18 protein-coding genes and 2 pseudogenes are annotated in these 19,316 nt (G+C 61.7%); 13 read left to right on the top strand and 7 right to left on the bottom strand.

What is annotated here, in order from left to right:
* The first annotated feature begins 220 nt into the window (after window positions 1–220).
* Both PSH80_RS17180 and PSH80_RS17185 read left to right on the top strand, forming a co-directional pair.
* Window positions 221–908 (top strand): annotated as a pseudogene (locus tag PSH80_RS17180) (sterol desaturase family protein).
* A pseudogene (locus PSH80_RS17185) lies at window positions 905–1,988 on the top strand (SMP-30/gluconolactonase/LRE family protein). The pseudogenes PSH80_RS17180 and PSH80_RS17185 overlap by 4 nt, the downstream one beginning before the upstream one ends.
* Before the next feature lie 39 nt (window positions 1,989–2,027).
* Here PSH80_RS17185 and PSH80_RS17190 read toward each other — a convergent pair.
* Window positions 2,028–3,491, bottom strand: coding sequence for a hypothetical protein (locus PSH80_RS17190; RefSeq protein ID WP_120733579.1), 1,464 nt, complete (start codon window positions 3,489–3,491; stop codon window positions 2,028–2,030).
* Between the two features lie 283 nt (window positions 3,492–3,774).
* On the opposite strand from PSH80_RS17190, the gene PSH80_RS17195 reads away from it, so the two are divergent.
* Window positions 3,775–4,434 carry a histidine phosphatase family protein gene (locus PSH80_RS17195; protein WP_239688434.1) on the top strand — a complete coding sequence of 220 codons (660 nt, stop codon included), beginning with the start codon at window positions 3,775–3,777 and terminating at the stop codon, window positions 4,432–4,434.
* Between the two features lie 3 nt (window positions 4,435–4,437).
* Here PSH80_RS17195 and PSH80_RS17200 read toward each other — a convergent pair whose 3' ends face one another.
* Together PSH80_RS17200 and PSH80_RS17205 are read right to left on the bottom strand one after the other, a co-directional pair.
* Complete coding sequence (locus PSH80_RS17200; RefSeq protein WP_305417663.1) at window positions 4,438–5,274, bottom strand: M10 family metallopeptidase C-terminal domain-containing protein; 837 nt, start codon at window positions 5,272–5,274, stop codon at window positions 4,438–4,440.
* Between the two features lie 166 nt (window positions 5,275–5,440).
* Window positions 5,441–5,911: an Lrp/AsnC family transcriptional regulator gene (locus tag PSH80_RS17205; RefSeq protein ID WP_032863716.1), complete on the bottom strand. Its 471-nt coding sequence runs from the start codon at window positions 5,909–5,911 to the stop codon at window positions 5,441–5,443.
* 123 nt (window positions 5,912–6,034) lie between these two features.
* On the opposite strand from PSH80_RS17205, the gene PSH80_RS17210 reads away from it, so the two are divergent.
* Complete coding sequence (locus PSH80_RS17210; protein WP_115128595.1) at window positions 6,035–7,273, top strand: methionine gamma-lyase; 1,239 nt, start codon at window positions 6,035–6,037, stop codon at window positions 7,271–7,273.
* Window positions 7,274–7,283: 10 nt separating this feature from the next.
* On the opposite strand, the gene PSH80_RS17215 is transcribed toward PSH80_RS17210, so the two are convergent.
* Both PSH80_RS17215 and hpaR (PSH80_RS17220) read right to left on the bottom strand, forming a co-directional pair.
* Window positions 7,284–8,294: a GlxA family transcriptional regulator gene (locus PSH80_RS17215; protein WP_081044276.1), complete on the bottom strand. Its 1,011-nt coding sequence runs from the start codon at window positions 8,292–8,294 to the stop codon at window positions 7,284–7,286.
* Window positions 8,295–8,346: 52 nt separating this feature from the next.
* Window positions 8,347–8,769, bottom strand: coding sequence for a homoprotocatechuate degradation operon regulator HpaR (hpaR, locus tag PSH80_RS17220; RefSeq protein ID WP_057441641.1), 423 nt, complete (start codon window positions 8,767–8,769; stop codon window positions 8,347–8,349).
* A gap of 213 nt (window positions 8,770–8,982) precedes the next feature.
* On the opposite strand from hpaR (PSH80_RS17220), the gene PSH80_RS17225 reads away from it, so the two are divergent.
* Entirely contained in the window at window positions 8,983–10,239 is a 1,257-nt protein-coding gene (locus tag PSH80_RS17225; protein ID WP_305417667.1) for an OprD family porin, read from the top strand.
* Here the strand turns inward: PSH80_RS17225 and hpaA are convergent, their stop codons facing one another.
* Window positions 10,240–11,133: a 4-hydroxyphenylacetate catabolism regulatory protein HpaA gene (gene hpaA / locus PSH80_RS17230; RefSeq protein WP_057441645.1), complete on the bottom strand. Its 894-nt coding sequence runs from the start codon at window positions 11,131–11,133 to the stop codon at window positions 10,240–10,242.
* A gap of 127 nt (window positions 11,134–11,260) precedes the next feature.
* Between hpaA and PSH80_RS17235 the strand changes: the two genes are divergently transcribed.
* The 8 genes from PSH80_RS17235 to hpaI all read left to right on the top strand — a co-directional run bounded on the left by PSH80_RS17235 (window position 11,261) and on the right by hpaI (window position 18,544).
* The gene (locus tag PSH80_RS17235) at window positions 11,261–11,926 is read left to right on the top strand and encodes a fumarylacetoacetate hydrolase family protein (RefSeq protein ID WP_057441647.1); all 666 of its coding nucleotides are present in this window, start codon (window positions 11,261–11,263) and stop codon (window positions 11,924–11,926) included.
* The gene (locus tag PSH80_RS17240; protein ID WP_057441649.1) at window positions 11,923–12,693 is read left to right on the top strand and encodes a fumarylacetoacetate hydrolase family protein; all 771 of its coding nucleotides are present in this window, start codon (window positions 11,923–11,925) and stop codon (window positions 12,691–12,693) included. Before PSH80_RS17235 ends, PSH80_RS17240 begins: the two co-directional genes overlap by 4 nt.
* A gap of 5 nt (window positions 12,694–12,698) precedes the next feature.
* Entirely contained in the window at window positions 12,699–14,159 is a 1,461-nt protein-coding gene (gene hpaE / locus PSH80_RS17245) for a 5-carboxymethyl-2-hydroxymuconate semialdehyde dehydrogenase (protein WP_057441651.1), read from the top strand.
* A 68-nt stretch (window positions 14,160–14,227) separates the two neighbouring features.
* Window positions 14,228–15,085 (top strand): 3,4-dihydroxyphenylacetate 2,3-dioxygenase, encoded by an 858-nt coding sequence (gene hpaD, locus PSH80_RS17250; protein WP_057441719.1) that lies wholly within the window; start codon window positions 14,228–14,230, stop codon window positions 15,083–15,085.
* A gap of 81 nt (window positions 15,086–15,166) precedes the next feature.
* Window positions 15,167–15,559: a 5-carboxymethyl-2-hydroxymuconate Delta-isomerase gene (locus tag PSH80_RS17255; RefSeq protein ID WP_057960121.1), complete on the top strand. Its 393-nt coding sequence runs from the start codon at window positions 15,167–15,169 to the stop codon at window positions 15,557–15,559.
* Window positions 15,560–15,604: 45 nt separating this feature from the next.
* Entirely contained in the window at window positions 15,605–16,909 is a 1,305-nt protein-coding gene (locus tag PSH80_RS17260) for an MFS transporter (protein WP_057960122.1), read from the top strand.
* Between the two features lie 12 nt (window positions 16,910–16,921).
* Window positions 16,922–17,725 (top strand): 2-oxo-hept-4-ene-1,7-dioate hydratase, encoded by an 804-nt coding sequence (gene hpaH, locus PSH80_RS17265; RefSeq protein ID WP_057441657.1) that lies wholly within the window; start codon window positions 16,922–16,924, stop codon window positions 17,723–17,725.
* 18 nt (window positions 17,726–17,743) lie between these two features.
* Window positions 17,744–18,544: a 4-hydroxy-2-oxoheptanedioate aldolase gene (gene hpaI, locus PSH80_RS17270; RefSeq protein WP_057960124.1), complete on the top strand. Its 801-nt coding sequence runs from the start codon at window positions 17,744–17,746 to the stop codon at window positions 18,542–18,544.
* Between the two features lie 148 nt (window positions 18,545–18,692).
* On the opposite strand, the gene hpaR (PSH80_RS17275) is transcribed toward hpaI, so the two are convergent.
* On the bottom strand, window positions 18,693–19,115 hold the full coding sequence (gene hpaR / locus PSH80_RS17275) for a homoprotocatechuate degradation operon regulator HpaR (protein WP_305417674.1): 423 nt from the start codon (window positions 19,113–19,115) through the stop codon (window positions 18,693–18,695).
* Between the last annotated feature and the right edge of the window lie 201 nt (window positions 19,116–19,316).

Genomic DNA, 19,316 nt, shown 5'->3' on the forward strand with positions numbered 1-19,316 from the left:
AGCAAGGAAATGAGGTGGGTGCAAGCCCCTTGCGATATCCCTTGTGGGTGTGGGCATGCTCGCGTGGGTCGTTAAGGCGCACACCCGGGGTGTTCTTACTGGCGCGATCGCAGCGATGTGGCGACCCGACAAACCAGCGCCCACAGGGGCAAGCTCAGCTCGCAAAATCCTCAGGCCGGACTAAGCTCACTCACCAACAAAAAATACAACGAGCGACGCCATGACCCATCCCACCGAGGCCTTTCGCGAACGCTACCGTGCCGCTGTCCACCCACGCTATAACCCGTGGCTGCATGCCGGTTTTGTACTGCTCTACGGTTTGTCCTGCATCCTCCTGGCCTGGGGCAGCACCCAGCACATTCAGGTCTGGGAATGGCTGACCATCCCCCTGACCCAGGTGTTCTTCAACCTGTGCATCTACCTCGTCCACCGCCACCTGGGCCATCACAAACACGCTGTCGCCAAGCTGTTCTATGCACGCCACACCGGCGATCACCACAGTTTTTTCACCCCTGGCCATATGACCTACGACAGCACCAGGGACTGGCGGGTGATCCTGTTTCCCGCCTGGCTGATCGTTGTCCATAGCCTTGCCATCACCCTCCCCGCCTGGTGGCTGCTCAAGCAGTTAAACCCCAACGTGGCGGGGTTGTTCGCCGGGTGTATGATCCTCGGTTACCTGCTCTACGAAACCTTCCATGCCTGTGAACATCTGCCCTCCGACCATCCCCTGGCACGCCTGCCGTGGATCCGGCACATGCAACCAGCTCCACGCGTTGCACCACCGCCGTGAGTTGATGCAAGGGCGCAACTTCAACATTGTGCTGCCGCTGATGGACTATCTGTTCGGCACGTTGCACTGGGAGCCGGTCACGCCCCCCTCCAAAGCCCCTCGGGACACACCATGAATCAAAAAATCCGTCACTTGCTGCTCCTGGTATTGATCGTCGTCGTGGCCTTCCTGCTGCTGATGCCCACCCAGGTGCAACCGGTCAACTGGACACCACCCAAGGCACCCTCGCTGAAGGATGGGCCCTACAGCGAAAACCAGCGCCTGAAGGACGTCCAGCGTATCGGTGCCCTGGGCATCGACGGGCCTGAAGCGTTGCTGGTGGATGCTGAGGGTTTTCTGATCACCGGCCTGCATGACGGGCGGATCATCCGCACCGCACCCGACAGCCAGACCCTGGAGGTGCTGGCCCATACCGGGGGGGCGGCCGCTGGGCCTGGCGCAACACCCGGACGGGCGGCTGATCATTGCCGACGGGGTCAAGGGCCTGCTGGCACTGGACGACCAGCGCAAACTGACCAGCCTGACGACCAGCGCCAATGGCCTGCCCTTCGGCTTTACCGATGATGTGACGGTGGATGCGGCCGGGCGCTACGCCTACTTCAGCGACGCGTCGAGCCGCTGGGGCTATGGCCAGGATGGTGAAGCGGTGATCGAGCATGGTGGCGATGGCCGCTTGTTGCGCTATGACTTCAGCAACGGCCAGACCGAGGTGTTGCTCGATCAACTGCAATTTGCCAACGGCGTGGCGCTGGGGCCGGATGAGGCCTATGTGCTGGTCAATGAGACCGGGGCCTATCGCATCAGTCGCTATTGGCTCAAGGGCGACAAGGCGGGCACCCATGACCTGTTTATCGACAACCTGCCAGGGTTGCCGGACAACCTCACCTTCAACGGCCGGGATCGGTTCTGGGTAGCCCTGTATTCACCGCGTAACCCGCTGCTTGATGGCTTGGCCGGTTACCCGGCGATCCGCAAGATGGTGGTACGTGCGCTGCTGGTGCTGCCCAAGCCCGTTGAGCGCAAAGCCTTTGTACTGGGGTTGGACGTGCATGGCCAGGTGATCGCTAATTTGCAGGATGGCAGTGCCGGCAACTATTCGCCGGTGACCACGGCGCGCGAGCATGGCGACTGGCTGTACCTGGGCTCGCTGAAGAACACCAGCATGGCCCGCTTGCCACTGAAACTGGCGCTGTAGAAGCCGACTTGCCGGCGATCGCCGGCAAGCCGTTTTCGGTTAGCGCACGATGGTCTGGCTGCAGATATGCCCCAGGCTTACGTACTGCGTGATGTTGCCGCCCACACCAACACCGGGGAACTCTTTGAGCTCGATGCGCCAGCCGCCCATGTTGAACCAGGTCCGCCAGTTGTAGGTCTGGCCGGACGAGCTGTCCGGGTAGACCGCATTGAGATCGCCGGAGCAGGTGCCCAGGTCGACATTGCCGGAGGCCGCGCCGGTGATACCGGTCTTGGCCTCGTAATTGACCCAGTGGTAGTTGATGGTGTTATCGAAGCGCTTGTCGACCCGCAGCACCGGGGTCACACCCCGCAACGGCTCACCGGTGCTGTCCGACCATTGGGTGCTCCAGCTCAGGCTACGGGCAGCCTGGGTGGCCAGTTGCATGATCGAACTGGGAATGCGCACCACGTTATCGCCATTCACATTGCTCTGGTTCAGTCGCGGCGCCGAGCCAAAAGACAAGAGGTATCGCGCCTGCGGGTTGAGCGCCACTGCCGGGTTGGCCCGCACCCGAACCTTGACGGTGTAGCCAGGCGTGAGGTTGGGGTAGGTGGAGGTGTTGTTTGGCTGGATCACCACCCAATTGTTGCCATCGAAGCGCTCGAAGATCCACTGGTCGCGGGTGCCCTCGCCGTCATCGCCAAGGAACATGCCCACACCCTGGCCGCGCAGCGCGGTGAAGTCGAAGTAATCGACATCGTTGACGCTGTCGAGGTTGCCGGTCACCTGGTTCAGGGCATCCGGCAGGGCGAACGCGGTTTGCGCGGTGTCGTTGGGCTCGAAGGCGTCGATATTGCTGTCCACCGCCACGCCAAAACTGAACTGCGAATTGCTCGCGGCTTTGGCCACCATGTACCAGTAGTAATCGCCGGCAGGCATCACGCCGTTGAGGTATTCATCAGCGCTGTCTGCGTTATCAGAGGTGCCCAGCAGCGTCAGGTTGCCCTGGCCATCGTCATGGAACAGGCTCAACGACATATCGGTACCGGCGCTCTGGTTCAGCAGTTGGACCTGGATGCGAGCGTTTTTCGGCAGGTTGAAGTGATAGGCGATTTCGGCCCCGGTCTCTACCCCGGTGAGGGTGTACAGGGTGTTGATATCCAGGGTCGGAAACTGTGGGGTAAAAGCCGCGATCGCTGCGCCTTGCAGTTGATCCTGCTGCGGCTTTTGCAACTCGCCGATCACCGCCTCAAAGGGCGCAGCGCTGGCTGCGGCTTTGCTCGCCAGGGCCTTGGGCTTGGCTGCCTTGGCCGCCTTGAGTTTTTGCTTGAGTTCGACCGACAATTTCGACGACTGGACCTTGCCCCCCACTTTAAGCACTTGATCGACCGCTTGCTTGACTGCCTGAGCGGAGAGTTTGGCTGGGGCTTGCGAAGGGTATTGTTCGGCCAGGGCAAAGGCCGAAACGAAGCAGGAGGCCGCCATGGCCGCGCCCAGCATAAAGGCTTTTTTCGATTTCATTTTTTATCCATCCATAGTTAAAAAATTGTGGCGTCGGTGCGCGGTGAAATCCGTTCACCTGGGATGGACTGTAGGATAATGCTGTATGCATGTACAGTATTTTTTCAAATAGATGCAAGGAGGATGTGATCAGTGCTGTAGGAGAAACTGACCTTGTTGCGAGGGACTTATCCCTAGCCACCCAGGCAATTTTTTCACATCGCTTTCACTGGCCGACCACGCCCCGCCCCCTAAATTGCCCAGCAACACAAACGGCTGTATCTCAGGTGTCAGGGTGAAGAGTGTGGTTGACATAAATTGCCCGGATGAGGGCCGGGCGAAAACCTTCAAGCAGTTATGGCTGCGTTTCGTTGCGCTCATCGCCCTGTGCCTGGTGGTGATGGGCGCAATGCTCTGGCCAACCACGCCACCGAACCTGGGAATCGACAATCGCCTGGTCACCTCGGGAGCCTTGGCGGCCTGGCGCAGTGGCGACCTGATCGTGCTGGTACGCCATGAAGAACGCTGCGACCGCTCTGGCAACCCCTGCCTGGGCCCTGCGGATGGCTTGAGCCGCCCCGGCGGTGTCTCGGCCGTCGCCGTGGGTAGCGCGTTCCACACCCTGGGCATGTCCCACAGCGATGTGGTGAGCAGCCCGACCACGCGTACCGTGCAAACCTCGCGACTCATGTTCGGCGATGCCCAGATATTGCCCGACCGCTTGACCTTATGTGGCACGGCCCTCGCCCACGATCTGCCGGTACGCAAACGCCCTGGGCGCAACCTGTTGCTGGTCACCCACAGCGAATGCATCGGTGACCTGGAGCGGGTGCTGGGTTACCCCCACGCTGATGGCGCCGAATATGGCAGCTCACTGTTCGTTCAAATCAATGCGCATGGCAAGCTCAAGGTGCTGGGTGTACTGAATAGCCAGGACTGGCCCACCGTCCTTGGACACCTTTAGCGATCAGCTCACGATATCGCTGCGCTGCAGTTCTCCCTGCACCTCCAGGACAAAGGCCGGCTGGTTGGGTTTTCCCGAAATCTGCAACGTGCTCATGTTCGACTGTCGGTCATAGGCGACGATGGCTTCACCGCTCACCCCGGTAAAACGGCTGACCAACTGCAACGGTTTATCACCCAGCTGCGCCCTGATACCTGACACGTCAACCTTGTCCTCGCCGCTGACAAAGTCCTGGATCCGGTCCGGTGCCGTGGCGCTGGAGTCGTTGCCATCGCCACCGCGCAGTTCGTTATTCGCGGCGTTGCCCACCAGCCAATCGTTGCCTGTCCCACCCTTGGCATTCTCGATAGTGGCGCCATAAGCAATGGAAACGTTGCCTTTTAGGCCATCCACATCGGAAAACGTACCCTCTTCAAGACTGATTTTCTGGTCTTGGCTGTAGCCCGAGAAGTCAAGCGTGTCATTGCCGCCACCGTCCCAAATGGCGGCGACCATTTTGTCGTGCTTGGTATTGACGCTCAGGAAGTCACGACCGGTATTGGAATTGAAGCCATACGTGGTGTCGTCTTTGCGGGTCTGGTGATTGACGCCATATTTGGATTGGTAAGCGTAAATATCGTCGAGCTGGGGAGCCGATGCCCGAAAGCCCCCATGATTGGCATAGGTCGTGCATTCGCCCCGATAGCTCATGACGCTATGGCTTTGAGAGTCTTCATGGGAGTCGATCTTCGAACGATCGAGAATGCCGTTGTAGTTGCCGGGGTGCGTAAGCCCCATTGCGTGGCCCAGTTCATGGATGAGCGTATGGCGACCGGCATCACCAGGCTGGGCTTTGGGCACGGACATATCTTTATCATTGCTTACAAACCAGACATCGCCCCCCTGCCCTTTAGCATCCGGCAGTACCGTATGGGCTTGAAGGGTCACAGCGGAGCAAGAAATACGATTTATCTCTTAAGCCGGCAGGAAAGCACCACGGCCTTGCGCAATGCCCACGAGTGCCTCGTCATCCCGGCAACGGAATCACCCGCAACGGCCTGACCGACTTGTAGGAAAAGCTCGAGTAGATTTCCTTCACACACGGCAATGTCTGCAACACCTCACGGGCAAATTCGCCGAAGGACTCCAGGTCCCTGGCCACCACTTCCAGTAAAAAATCATAGCGGCCGGACACGTTATGGCAGGCGACGATTTCCGGGATGTCCAGCAACCGCTGTTCAAACGCCCGGGCGATTTCCTTGGAATGGGTATCCATCATGATGCTGACGAAGGCCGTAACCCCGTAGCCCAGGGCTTTGGGCGAGAGGATCGCCTGGTAGCCGCTGATCACGCCGCTGTCTTCCAGGTTCTTGACCCTTCGCCAGCAGGGCGAGGTGGTCAGGGACACGCGCTCGGCCAGTTCGGCGACGGTCAGGCGAGCGTTGCCTTGCAGGGCGTTGAGCAGGGCTTTGTCGGTACGGTCCAGGCTGCTGGGCATGTCTTGCCTCAAGTTGTTATTTTTATGGGATTTCATCCTTCGCCACAGGCTTTTCTCGGCAAAGTAGGCAACGTTCTGCCTCGGTTATGAGCATAGCATTGTAGGAAATAAGGAGTGTCCGACATGCACAATAAACACAACACATTCGGCTTTTCTACCCGTGCCATTCACTACGGCTACGATGCGCAAGACCATCACGGTGCCCTGGTGCCGCCGATCTATCTGTCGGCGACCTTTGCCTTCCCGACAGCCGAATACGGCGCAGGGTGTTTTGCCGGTGAAGAAAGCGGGCACTTCTACACGCGCATTTCCAACCCGACCCTGGCGCTGCTGGAATCACGCATGGCCACCCTGGAGGGCGGCGAGGCCGCAGTGGCGTTCAGTTCCGGCATGGGCGCGATTGCGGCGACCTTCTGGACCCTATTACGCCCCGGCGATGAGGTGATCGTCAGCCAGACCCTGTACGGCTGTACTTTCGCCCTGCTGCACCATGGCATTGGTGAATTCGGCATCAAGGTGCGCCATGTCGACCTGGCAGACCTCGACGCCCTGCGTGCCGCACTCTCCCCCGCGACCCGCATGATCTACTGCGAAACCCCGGCCAACCCCAACCTGCAATTGATCGACATTGCCGCCGTGGCGAAGATCGCTCACCAGCAAGCCAACGTGACCATGGTGGTTGATAACACCTACTGCACTCCGTACCTGCAACGCCCGCTGGAACTGGGCGCGGATGTGGTGGTGCATTCGGCCACCAAGTACCTCAGCGGGCATGGCGATATCACTGCCGGGATCGCCGTCAGCCGCCATGACCTGGCGCAGCGCATTCGCCTGCAGGGCTTGAAGGACCTGACCGGGGCCGTACTGTCGCCCCAGGACGCCTTTCTATTGATGCGCGGCCTCAAGACCCTGGCCCTGCGCATGGATCGCCATTGCAGCAATGCCCAGGCCGTGGCCGAGGCCTTGCAGGCCCACCCGGCAGTCGAGTCGGTGACCTACCCCGGCCTGCGCTCCTTCCCGCAATACGAGTTGGCAGCACGTCAGATGAAACTGTCGGGCGGCATGATTGCCTTTGAACTCAAGGGCGGCATCGCCACCGGCAAACGCTTCATGAACGCGCTCAAGCTGTTCAGCCGCGCAGTCAGCCTGGGCGACGCCGAATCCCTGGCCCAGCACCCGGCCAGCATGACCCACTCCACCTACACCCCGGAGGAACGTGCCCAGCACGGGATTGCCGAAGGACTGGTGCGCTTATCGGTGGGGCTGGAGGATATCGCAGACCTGCTGGCGGATATCGAGCAGGCGCTGGCGCATTGCGTCAAGCGCGCACCGGCGAGCAAACCGGCGACGCATTCCGCGTAGAAATGGGGGGTTACTTCACCAGCCGGGTTTCCTTTGAAGGCCGGTAGCCGAAGTAGGCGCTGTAGCATTTGCTGAAGTGGCTGGGCGACACAAACCCGCAGGCCACCAGCACTTCGACCTGGGACAGTTCGGTGTGCTGCAGCAGGCGCCGGGCCTCGGTGATGCGCAGCTCCATGTAGTAGCGCTGCGGTGTGGTGCCCAACTGCTCGCGGAACAAACGCTCCAGTTGGCGCCGCGAGCGCCCGGCATACACCGCCAGTTGCTCCAGGGCCAGGGGTTCTTCGAGGTTGGCATCCATCAGGCGCACCACCTCGCGCAGCGGCGCACTCACGCAGATATTTTCGGCGGGCTTGATCCGCCGGTAACGCGACTCCTCAAACGCCAGGATATCTTCAATGCCCTCCACCAGCGCCTTGTCGTGCAGGCTCTTGATCCAGTCCAGGGCCATATGGAACGCGCCCGAAGGGCTGGACGCGCTCAGTCGGTCGCGATCAATCACATAGGGCTCGCTGCTGACCTGGGTGGCCTTGGCGATTTCCGTCAGGGCCGGACGATGTTCCGGGTGAATGGCGCAGCGATAGCCGTCCAACACCCCGGCCTTGCCCAGAAACCACGCGCCGTTCCATAGGCCGGCGAGGATCACACCCTGTTGCGCTGCAGCCTTGAGCAGTTCGATAAAGCTTTCACCGGCCTTGAGCTGGGTGCGATAGCCGCCGCAAATCACCAACAGATCAAGGTCGCCCAGGGCGTTGTGGTCGAGGCGCGCGTCCGGGCGAATCACCAGGCCCAGGTCGCTGATCACCTCCTGCTCGTCCAGGCCGAACGTGCGTGAAGTGAACAACCCCGGGCGCAGCAGGTTGGCGGTGATCAGGGTGTCCAGCGCCTGGGTGAAGGCCGGCAGGGAAAAGTGTTCCAGCAACACAAACCCTGCACGCACCTGGCGTTGGGCCTGGCCCGGGGTTTCGTTCAGGTAGCGCAGGTTCTTGCCTTTCATCCCGCCGCTGAATTGCCGTCTTTCCATGAGTGTTCAACCTGTGTGCGGCGCGGTATGAGGCGCCATCGCCGGCAACAGCTTAGGGCTTGATGTTTTTCAACTGGTTGAGCAAGTCGAGCAGTTGCTGCAATTGCTCTTCGCCGAACTGTTCCTGGATCTTCTGGTAGTTGCTTTCCATCCCCGCGCTCATCTCGACGAAGCACTGTTGCCCCTGCTCGGTGAGGGTCACGAACACCCGGCGCTGGTCTTCGCTGGACTTGCGCCGACGCACGATGCCGTCGCGTTCCAGGCGCGCCAACACGCCGGTCATGCTCGGTTTGAGGATGCAGGCCAGGTGCGCCAACTGATGACTCTCCAGTTCGCCCTGCTGGCGCAGGATCCGAATCACCCGCCACTGCTGCTCGGTCAATTGATGTTCATTGAGCAACGGCCGGAAAAACGCCATGGCGGCTTCGCGGGCCTGCAGCAGGGTCAGCGTCAGGGAAGGTCTGGGAGTGGACATGGCTCACGCACAAAAGAGATCGAAGCGTCGAAGCTTAGGGTCGGCTCCACGGGCATGCAAGCCGGCCGCCACACAAACTCGTTAACCTCGACACGAATTATTTTAAAGCAGCGCAAATTGTCTACCCATAATAAATATAACATGTTAACAATATGCCACTCCCTTCAGCGATCCGAAGGGCGATACCTACAAAAACAACAAAAGGAATCTGTCATGCATTTGCGCCTCCTTCCCCTGGCGGCCAGCGCTGGCCTGTGCGCTACGTTCAGCCCTTTGAGCGCCTACGCCGAGTTTATCCAGGACAGCAAGGCCAGCCTCGACCTGCGCAACTTCTATATGAACCGCGACTTTCGCCAAACCCACGCGCCGCAGAACAAGGCCGATGAGTGGGCCCAGGGCTTTGTGCTGCGCCTGGAGTCGGGCTACACCGAAGGCCGGATGGGCTTTGGCGTGGATGCCCTGGGTGAGCTGGGGGTCAAGCTCGACTCCAGCCGCGACCGCCGTGGCACCGGGCTGCTGCCGTATGGCGCCAGCCAGCAGCCCGTCGACAATTACAGTGAACTGGGCCTGACGGCCAAGGTGCGGGTCTCGAAAACCGTGCTCAAGGCCGGCACCCTGCAGCCGCAACTGCCGGTGGCCGCCTACAACGACACCCGGCTCCTGCCTTCGACCTATAGCGGCGAGTTGCTCACCTCCCAGGACATCGCCGGCCTGACCCTGAACCTGGGCCGCCTGGAAAAACAGAACCTGCGCGACTCTTCCAGCAACGATGCGATGAGCTATGCCGGCGTCGACAGCAACCACCTGGACCTGGCCGGCGGCACCTATGCAATCACCCCACAGCTGGCGACGACTTACTACTACGCACAGATGCAGGATATCTACCGCCAGCACTTCATCGGCCTGGTGCATGACCTGCCGCTGAGCAACGGCATGAGCCTGCGCAGCGACCTGCGCTACTTCGATACCCGCGAACAGGGCAGCCATGAATTGCGCGGCGCTTCGCGGGTGGATGGCGGGCGCATCGACAACCGGTTCTTCAACGGCATGCTGAGCCTGTCGACAGGGGCGCACAAGTTCGGCCTGGGCTACCAGAACCTGTCAGGCCATGGCGATTTCGCCTACCCCGGCATGGACCCCTACTCGGTCAACCTGGTAACCATCAATGTGTTCACCAAGGCCGAGACCGATGCCTGGCAAGCGCGCTATGACTACAACTTCGCCGCCCTCGGCCTGCCGGGGCTGACCTTTATGACGCGCTATGTGGACGGCGGCCATGTGCAGACCGCCAGCGTGCACAATGGCCGCGAATGGGAGCGCGATACCGACCTGACCTACACCGTGCAGAGCGGGCCGCTGAAAAACGTCAACGTCAGGCTGCGCAACGCGACCCTGCGGTCGAGCAACGGCCTGACCAGTGATATCGACGAAAACCGCATCATCGTCGGCTACAGCCTGGCGCTGTGGTGATCAACGCAGGCCCGATTGACGCAGGCGGTACTCCCCCGGCGTCATCTGTGCATAACGCTGGAAGAACCGGCTGAAATAGGCCGGGTCCTTGAACCCCAACTGGTAGCAGATTTCATTCGCGGAACTGCCGGTAAACAGCAGCAGGCGCCGGGCTTCCTGCATCAGCCGTTCCAGCACCAGGCGCTTGGACGGCAGGTCGGCAATACGCCGGCATACGTCGTTGAGCCGCGCCTCGGTCACGCCAATGTGCTCGGCGTACGCCGACAGCGGCCAATGCAGCAAATAGTGGTCTTCGATCAGTTCATTGAAGCGATGGAAGATGCGCAAGTCTTCGTGGCGCGCCGGGCGCGCTTCCAGGGAATTGGCGCACAGGCGCAGCAGGCTGATCATGATCAGGCGGGTCAGGCTTTCCAGGGCTGTCGCCCGCCCGGCGCCCGTGCTGTTGACCTCGTTGCACAGCTCGTCGAACAGCCACTCCAGCCGCTTGATCTCGGGCTCAAACGTGGGTGCCAGGCGTGCCAGCGCGACGCAGGCGGGCGGTATCTGCGGGCCGGGCGCAAGGCTCGGGTCGGCATCAATCAGCGCCCGTACCAGTTGCTGGCGCACGGTCAGGACATGGCCGTCGGCATCGGCTTCGGTGACAAAGGCATGGGCTACCGTGGGCGGCGTGAGAAAAAACATCGGCCCGGATTCCAGGTACTGCTGATCGTCGAGGTAGACCCGCACGGCGCCACTCTTGACGTAATGCACCTGGAAAAACCGGTCATGCCGATGCACGGGCATATTGCGCCCGAAAAACCCCGCCAGGTTGCCGAGCCGGTCGTAATGCACGTCGGCATCGCTGTAGCGCTGGTCGTAGACCTGGCCGATGTTGATGTTGGGGATCGGTTTCACAGGCGCCTCTTTATTGTTTTTTGCACCCGATGATTTTGCCACGCTTGACGGTAGTTAACATATTAATTATAACGTTAACACATTAACGAACTGCCTCCAGAGCAGTCGCCATCGCCAGGAGAAATCCATGAGCCGTACCCTGCATGATGTTGCCAGCGGCACCCTGTTCGGCGTCGCGCTGAACTACCAGGGCTTGCTGAACCAGCGTCTCGCCGAATTCGAGCAGCCGCCGTACCAGAAGCCGCCGGTCAAGCCGGTGCTGTTTATCAAGACCCCCAACACCCGCAACAGCCATGACGGCATCGTGCTCCAGCCCCACGGCGAACGCCTGCAACCGGGCCCTGCCCTGGGCGTGGTGATTGGCAAAAGCGCCAGCCGCGTCAGCGTGGAAAATGCCCTGGAGCACGTGGCGGGCTACGTCATCGTCAATGAGTTCAGCCTGCCGGAAGACAGCTACTACCGCCCCGCCGTCAAAGCCAAGTGCCGCGACGGGTTCTGCGCCCTGGGCCCTGAACTGGTGGCCCGCGAGCAGATCGCCAACCCCCATCAGTTGAGCCTCAAGCTGTTCGTCAATGGCGAGCTGCGCCAGCAGAACACCACGGCCAATTTTGTGCGCGACATTCCCCGCTTGATCGCCGAAATCAGCGAGTTCATGACCCTGCATGCGGGCGATGTGCTGATCACCGGCACGCCTGAAGGCCGGGTGGATGTGCAGCCCGGCGACACCGTCGAAGTCGAGATCAGCGGCCTGGGCCGCCTGGTCAACCACATCCAGGCCGAGGAGCACCCATGAAACACGCCCGTATCCGCTATGCAGGCCAGGTCCATCAGGTCCACGTCGAAGCCGATAACGCTGTGCGCCTGGCCGATGGCCGGCTGCTGGCCGAAGACCAGGTCGAGTGGCTGCCACCGGCCACCGGCAATATGTTCGCCCTGGGCCTGAACTACGCCGACCATGCCGCCGAGCTGGCCTTCGCCCCGCCGACCGAGCCGCTGGCCTTTATCAAGTCGCCAGGCACCTACACCGGGCACAACCAGATCACCTGGCGCCCGGACAACATCGCCTATATGCACTACGAGTGCGAGCTGGTGGCGGTGATCGGCAAGCCGGCGCGCAACGTCAAGCGCGAGGACGCCCTGGAGTACCTGGCCGGCTACACCGTGTGCAACGACTACGCGATCCGCGACTACCTGGAAAACTACTACCGCCCCAACCTGCGCGTGAAAAACCGCGACGCCACCACCCCGGTCGGCCCATGGATGGTCGACGTGGCCGATGTGCCGGACCCAGGCAACCTGACCCTGCGCACCTGGATCAACGGTGAGTTGCGCCAGGAAGGCAGCACCCGCGACATGATTTTCGATATCCCCTACCTGATCGAATACCTGTCCAGCTTCATGACCCTGCAACCCGGCGACATGATCGCCACCGGCACCCCCGAAGGCCTGGCCGATGTGGTGCCAGGGGATGAAGTGGTGGTGGAAGTGCAAGGCGTCGGCCGCCTGGTCAACCGAATTGTCAGCGAGGCGGACTTTTTCGCCGCCCGGAAAGAGGCTTGAACCCCATGATCAAACACTGGATCAACGGCCGTGAGGTCGAAAGCAAAGACACCTTCATCAACTACAACCCCGCCACCGGCGAGGCGATTGGTGAAGTGGCCAGCGGTGGCGCCGAAGAAGTCGCCCAGGCCGTGGCTGCGGCCAAGGAAGCCTTCCCGAAGTGGGCCAACACCCCGGCCAAGGAGCGCGCGCGCCTGATGCGCAAGCTCGGCGAACTGATCGAGCAGAACGTACCGCACCTGGCCGAACTGGAAACCCTGGACACCGGCCTGCCGATCCACCAGACCAAGAACGTGCTGATCCCTCGGGCGTCGCACAACTTTGATTTCTTCGCCGAAGTCTGCACGCGCATGGACGGCCACAGCTACCCGGTGGACGACCAGATGCTCAACTACACCCTGTACCAACCGGTGGGTGTGTGCGCGCTGGTGTCGCCATGGAACGTACCGTTCATGACCGCCACCTGGAAGACCGCCCCGTGCCTGGCCCTGGGCAACACGGCGGTACTGAAGATGTCCGAGCTGTCGCCGCTGACCGCCAACGAACTGGGACGCCTGGCGTTGGAAGCGGGGATCCCCAAGGGCGTGCTCAACGTGATCCAGGGCTACGGCGCCACCGCCGGTGATGCCCTGGTGCGTCACCCGGATGTGCGGGCGATTTCCTTTACCGGCGGCACCGCCACCGGCAAGAAGATCATGCAGACCGCCGGCCTGAAAAAGTACTCCATGGAGCTGGGTGGCAAGTCGCCGGTGCTGATTTTTGAAGACGCCGACCTCGAACGGGCCCTGGATGCCGCGCTGTTCACCATCTTCTCGCTCAACGGCGAGCGCTGCACCGCCGGCAGCCGGGTGTTTATCCAGGAGAGCGTGTACCCGCAGTTCGTCGCCGAGTTCGCCGCCCGCGCCAAACGCCTGATTGTCGGTGACCCGCAAGACCCGAACACCCAGGTGGGCTCGATGATCACGCAAGCCCACTATGACAAAGTCACCGGCTACATCAAGATTGGCCTCGAAGAAGGCGCCAACCTGGTTGCAGGCGGCCTGGAGCGGCCGGCCAACCTGCCGGCGCACCTGGCACGCGGGCAGTTTATCCAGCCAACCGTGTTCGCCGATGTCAACAACAACATGCGCATCGCCCAGGAAGAAATCTTCGGTCCGGTGGTGTGCCTGATTCCCTTCAAGGACGAAGCCGAGGCCCTGCAACTGGCCAACGAGACCGAGTATGGCCTGGCGTCCTATATCTGGACCCAGGACATCGGCAAGGCTCATCGCCTGGCCCGTGGCATCGAGGCCGGCATGGTGTTTATCAACAGCCAGAACGTGCGCGACCTGCGTCAGCCGTTCGGCGGGGTCAAGGGCTCGGGGACCGGTCGTGAAGGCGGCCAGTACAGCTTCGAAGTGTTCGCCGAGATCAAGAACGTGTGCATTTCCATGGGCAGCCACCACATCCCGCGCTGGGGCGTGTAACCCGCCGGGGCTGGCTCCTACAGGGTCCGTAGCGCACCAACAAGAATAATGAAATCAGGAGAATGATCATGGGTGAAGTAGTCCTGGCGGCGAAAATCTGCCACGTGCCTTCCATGTACCTGTCGGAACTGCCGGGCAAGCACCACGGTTGCCGCGAGGCGGCGATTGCCGGGCACAAGGAGATCGGGCGCCGCGCCCGTGAACTGGGGGCCGACACCGCTGTGGTATTCGATGTGCACTGGCTGGTCAACAGCGGTTATCACGTCAACGGTGGCGAGCGCTTCCAGGGCACCTACACCAGCAATGAGCTGCCGCACTTCATCAAGAACATGGAGTACGCCTACCCCGGCTGCCCGGAACTGGGTGAACTGATTGCCGCCGAAGCCAACCTGGCCGGGGTGCGCACCATGAACCACAACATCCCGAGCCTGGAGCTGGAATACGGCACCCTGGTGCCCATGCGCTACATGCACATGGACGTGCCCCAAGAGCAGAAATTCAAGGTGATCTCCATCGCCGCCTGGTGCGCCTGGCATCGCCTGGCAGACAGCTTCGCCTTCGGTGCCGCCGTGCGCCGCGCCATCGAGAAGAGTGATCGCAAGGTGCTGGTGCTGGCTTCCGGGTCACTGTCGCACCGCTTCTCCGACGACCGCGAAGCCGAAGCCAATATCCACAACTGGACCCGCGAGTTCGACAAGCAAGTGGATATGCACGTGGTGCAGATGTGGCGCGAAGGCCGCTTCAAGGAGTTCTGCGCGATGCTCCCGGACTATGCCGAACACTGCTTTGGCGAGGGCAAGATGCACGACACCGCGATGCTCCTGGGCTTGCTCGGCGGGCCTGAGTACAACCGCCCGGCCGAGATCATCACCGAGCCGTTCGGCAGCTCCGGCACCGGCCAGATCAACGCCATTTTCCCGCTCTGAATACAACACCCGCAGATGTGGGCGCAGCCTCGCCCGGCGACACAGCGCCCACATTAAATCGCCTACAGAAGGAGGCTTTGCATGCCGCATTTCATCGCCGAATACACCGACAACCTCGAACCCCAGGCCGACCTGGCAGGGCTGTTTGAAAAGGTCCACCAGGTGCTGGGAGACAGTGGCGTGTTCCCCCTCGGCGGCATCCGCAGCCGCGCGGTGCGCCTGGACACCTGGCGCATGGCCGATGGCAAACACGACTACGCCTTCGTCCATATGACCCTCAAGGTCGGCCACGGTCGCGACCTGCCTACCCGTCAGGCGGTGGCTGAAACCCTGTTCATGGTGATCACCGAGCACTTCGCCGCCCTGCAGGCACAACGGCTGCTGGCGCTGTCCTTCGAGATGGTCGAGCTGCACCCGCAGTTGAATTTCAAACAGAACAACGTCCACGCGTTTTTAAGCAACCAGGCGGGTTGACCCCCCGCCTCCCCCAACGGCCTCTCAGACAAAAAGTACAACATCATGAGCACAGCCAATACCGCCCACAGCGTCACCCTTGCCGAGCATGATCGCACCCACAGCACTGTCACCTGGCGCCTGATGCCGTTGTTGCTGATCTGTTACCTGTTTGCCCACTTGGACCGGATCAACATCGGGTTCGCCAAGATGCAGATGAGCAACGATCTGCATTTCAGCGACACGGTGTATGGCTTCGGGGCCGGTCTGTTTTTTATCGCCTACGCGCTGTTCGGCGTGCCCAGCAACATGGCCCTGGACCGCGTTGGGCCACGGCGCTGGATCGCCTGCCTGATGGTGGTGTGGGGCATCCTGTCCACCAGCATGCTGTGGATCGAAAGCTCCACCGGCTTCTACGTCCTGCGTTTTTTGCTGGGCGTGGCCGAAGCGGGTTTCTTCCCCGGGATCCTGGTGTTTCTCAACCGCTGGTACCCGGCGCGCCGACGTGCGCAGATCACCGCCCTGTTCGCCATCGCCGTGCCCATGGCCGGGGTGATTGGCGGGCCGCTCTCGGGGGCGATCCTGGAGAACTTCCACGACTTCGGCGGGATGCGCGGCTGGCAGTGGATGTTCCTGATCGAAGGCGCACCCGTGGTGCTGCTGGGCCTGGTGGTGCTCAAGTACCTGCCGGACAGTTTTGAAACAGTGAAATGGCTGGAGCCTGCGCAGAAACAACAATTGCGCGAACAGTTGAGCACCGAGGAAAAGCGCAAATCCATCACCTCCTTTGGCGGCATCCTGCGCGACCCGCAAGTGTGGCTGCTGGTAGCGATCTATTTTGCGGTGATGCTGGCGGTCAACACCCTGGCGTTCTGGATGCCCACCCTGATCCATGGCGCCGGCATCGGCCGCGACAGCCAGGTCGGCCTGCTGAGCGCCGTGCCGTACCTGGCCGGCTGCTTCTTCATGATCGGCTGCGGACGCTCCTCGGACCGCAACCGCGAACGCCGCTGGCACTTGTGTGTGCCATTGCTGATGGCGGCGGCGGGGATCGCGGTGGCCGGCCTGGCACCGGGCAACTCGCTGGTGGTGATGGGCGGCCTGATCGTCGCCGGCATGGGCGCCAGCGCCGCGCTGCCGATGTTCTGGCAACTGCCGCCGGCCTTCCTGTCCAACTGCACCCAGGCGGCCGGGATCGCCATGATCAGCTCGTTTGGCAGCATTGCCTCGTTCCTCGCGCCCTACCTGATCGGCTGGATGCGCGACACCACCCAGAGCGCCAGCCTCGCCCTGTACGTGCTGGCGCTGTTTATCGCCCTTGGCGGCCTGCTGGTGCTGCGCACCAACGCTGCCATCGTCAACCCTCAGTAAGAGACCCTTGTCATGCTTGATCCACAGCTCATCCTGCAAGCCGCCGCCCAGCTGGACCATGCCGAACGCAGCCGCGAACAGGTACGCCAGTTTTCCCTTGAGCATCCGGCGATCACGATCGAGGACGCCTACGCCATCCAGCGCGCCTGGGTCGCCCAGAAGATCAAGGGCGGCCGCAAGCTGGTCGGGCACAAGATCGGCCTGACCTCGCGGGCGATGCAGGTGTCGTCGAACATCACCGAACCGGACTACGGTGCGCTGCTCGATGACATGCTGTTTGAGGAAGGCACCGACATTCCGTTCGAGCGCTTTATCGTGCCGCGGGTCGAGGTCGAACTGGCCTTCATCCTCGGCAAACCGCTCAAGGGCCCCAACTGCACGATTTTCGATGTGCTCGACGCCACCGAGTGGGTGATCCCGGCCCTGGAAATCATCGACGCGCGTATCCAGCAGATCGACCCGCACACCAAGGCCACGCGCAAAGTGTTCGACACCATCTCCGACAACGCCGCAAATGCCGGCGTTGTCATGGGCGGCCGCGCGGTGCGGCCAACCGAAATCGACCTGCGCAAAGTGCCGGCGGTGCTGTACCGCAACGGCGTGATCGAAGAGTCCGGGGTCTCGGCCGCCGTGCTCAACCACCCGGCCAAGGGTGTGGCCTGGCTGGCAAACAAGCTGGCGCCCTACGACGTCACCTTGCTGCCGGGGCAAATCATCCTCGGCGGCTCGTTTACCCGGCCGGTGGCGGCGAGCCCGGGCGATACCTTCCATGTCGACTACGACATGCTCGGTTCGATTTCCTGCCGCTTCGTCTGACCCCTGGAGGACTGATTCATGGACATGCCTGTCAACCGTTTCAAACAGCGGCTCGCCAGCGGTGAAGCGCAGATCGGCCTGTGGCTGGGCCTGGCGGACGCGTACTGCGCGGAACTGGCGGCCAATGCCGGTTTCGACTGGCTGCTGATCGACGGCGAACACGCCCCCAACGACGTGCGCGGCATGCTCGGCCAATTGCAGGCCGTGGCGCCCTACCCCAGCGCGGCGGTGATTCGCCCGGTGATCGGCGATACCGCGCTGATCAAGCAGGTGTTGGATATCGGCGCGCAGACCCTGCTGGTGCCGATGGTCGAAAGCGCCGCCCAGGCCCGGGAGCTGGTGCGCGCCATGCGCTATCCGCCCCAGGGCATACGCGGTGTGGGCAGTGCGCTGGCGCGGGCTTCGCGCTGGAACAGCATCGACGGCTACCTGGACCAGGCCGATGCACAGATGTGCCTGCTGGTGCAGATCGAAAGCCTGCAAGGCCTGGCCAACCTCGACGCGATTGCCGCCGTCGAGGGGGTGGACGGCGTGTTTATCGGCCCGGCGGACTTGAGTGCCTCCATGGGCCACCGAGGCAATCCGGGGCACCCAGACGTGCAAGCGGCAATCGAAGATGCCATTGCGCGGATCCGCCAGGCGGGCAAGGCGGCGGGGATTCTCAGTGCCGATGAGAAACTGGCACGGCGTTACATCGAACTGGGCGCGGGGTTTGTCGCGGTGGGGGTGGATACCACGGTGCTGATGCGTGGGTTGCAGGGGTTGGTGGGCAAGTTCAAAGACAAACCCGCGCCAGCGAGCACTGGCGGCGTCTACTAATCACCTTCAAACGCCGCAGGACCCAATGTGGGAGCGGGCTTGCTCGCGAAAGCGGTGTGTCAGTCAATATATTCAGTGACTGAACCACTGCTTTCGCGAGCAAGCCCGCTCCCACATTTTGGATGCGTGGTGTTTGAGAGATCGTGTTTCAGCGCTTGATGTTTTTCAGCTCATCCAACAGCCCCAGCAACGTCTGCAACTTCTCCTCCCCCAGTTGCTCCTGCAAGCGCTGGTAGTTGGCCTCCATGCACTGGCTCATGGAGGCAAAACTCGCCCGCCCCTTGTCCGCCAGGGTCACCAATACCCGCCGCTGATCCTGCTCGGCCTTGCGCCGATGGATCATCCCCGCCGCTTCCATGCGCACCAGCACGCCAGTCATGCTCGGTTTGAGGATGCAGGCCAGTTCCGCCAGTTGGTAAATCTCCAGTTCATCGTGTTCATTGAGGATGCGGATCACCCGCCATTGCTGCTCGGTGAGGCCGTGCTCGTTCAGCGAGGGACGGAAAAAACTCATGGCCGCTTCGCGGGCCTGTAGCAAAGTGAGGGTCAGGGACTGCCGGGGTTTGAGCATAGAGTCAGGGTCACGTGATATTTAGTTAATGTTTTAACGAAACTCTAACATCCCCACCCCGCGCAAGCGCTATAACTTAATGGTCGCGCACGTCCATGGCGCGCTGAATCAAAAGCCCCGGCACGCAGGATCAAGACATTGCTGCCGCCAAAGCCCCTAATGAAGACATCTGCTTTAGAGCCTTCCTTCACTTTTCAGGCT

This window comes from Pseudomonas sp. FP818 (assembly GCF_030687335.1).
GTDB classification, from domain to species: Bacteria; Pseudomonadota; Gammaproteobacteria; order Pseudomonadales; family Pseudomonadaceae; genus Aquipseudomonas; species Aquipseudomonas shahriarae.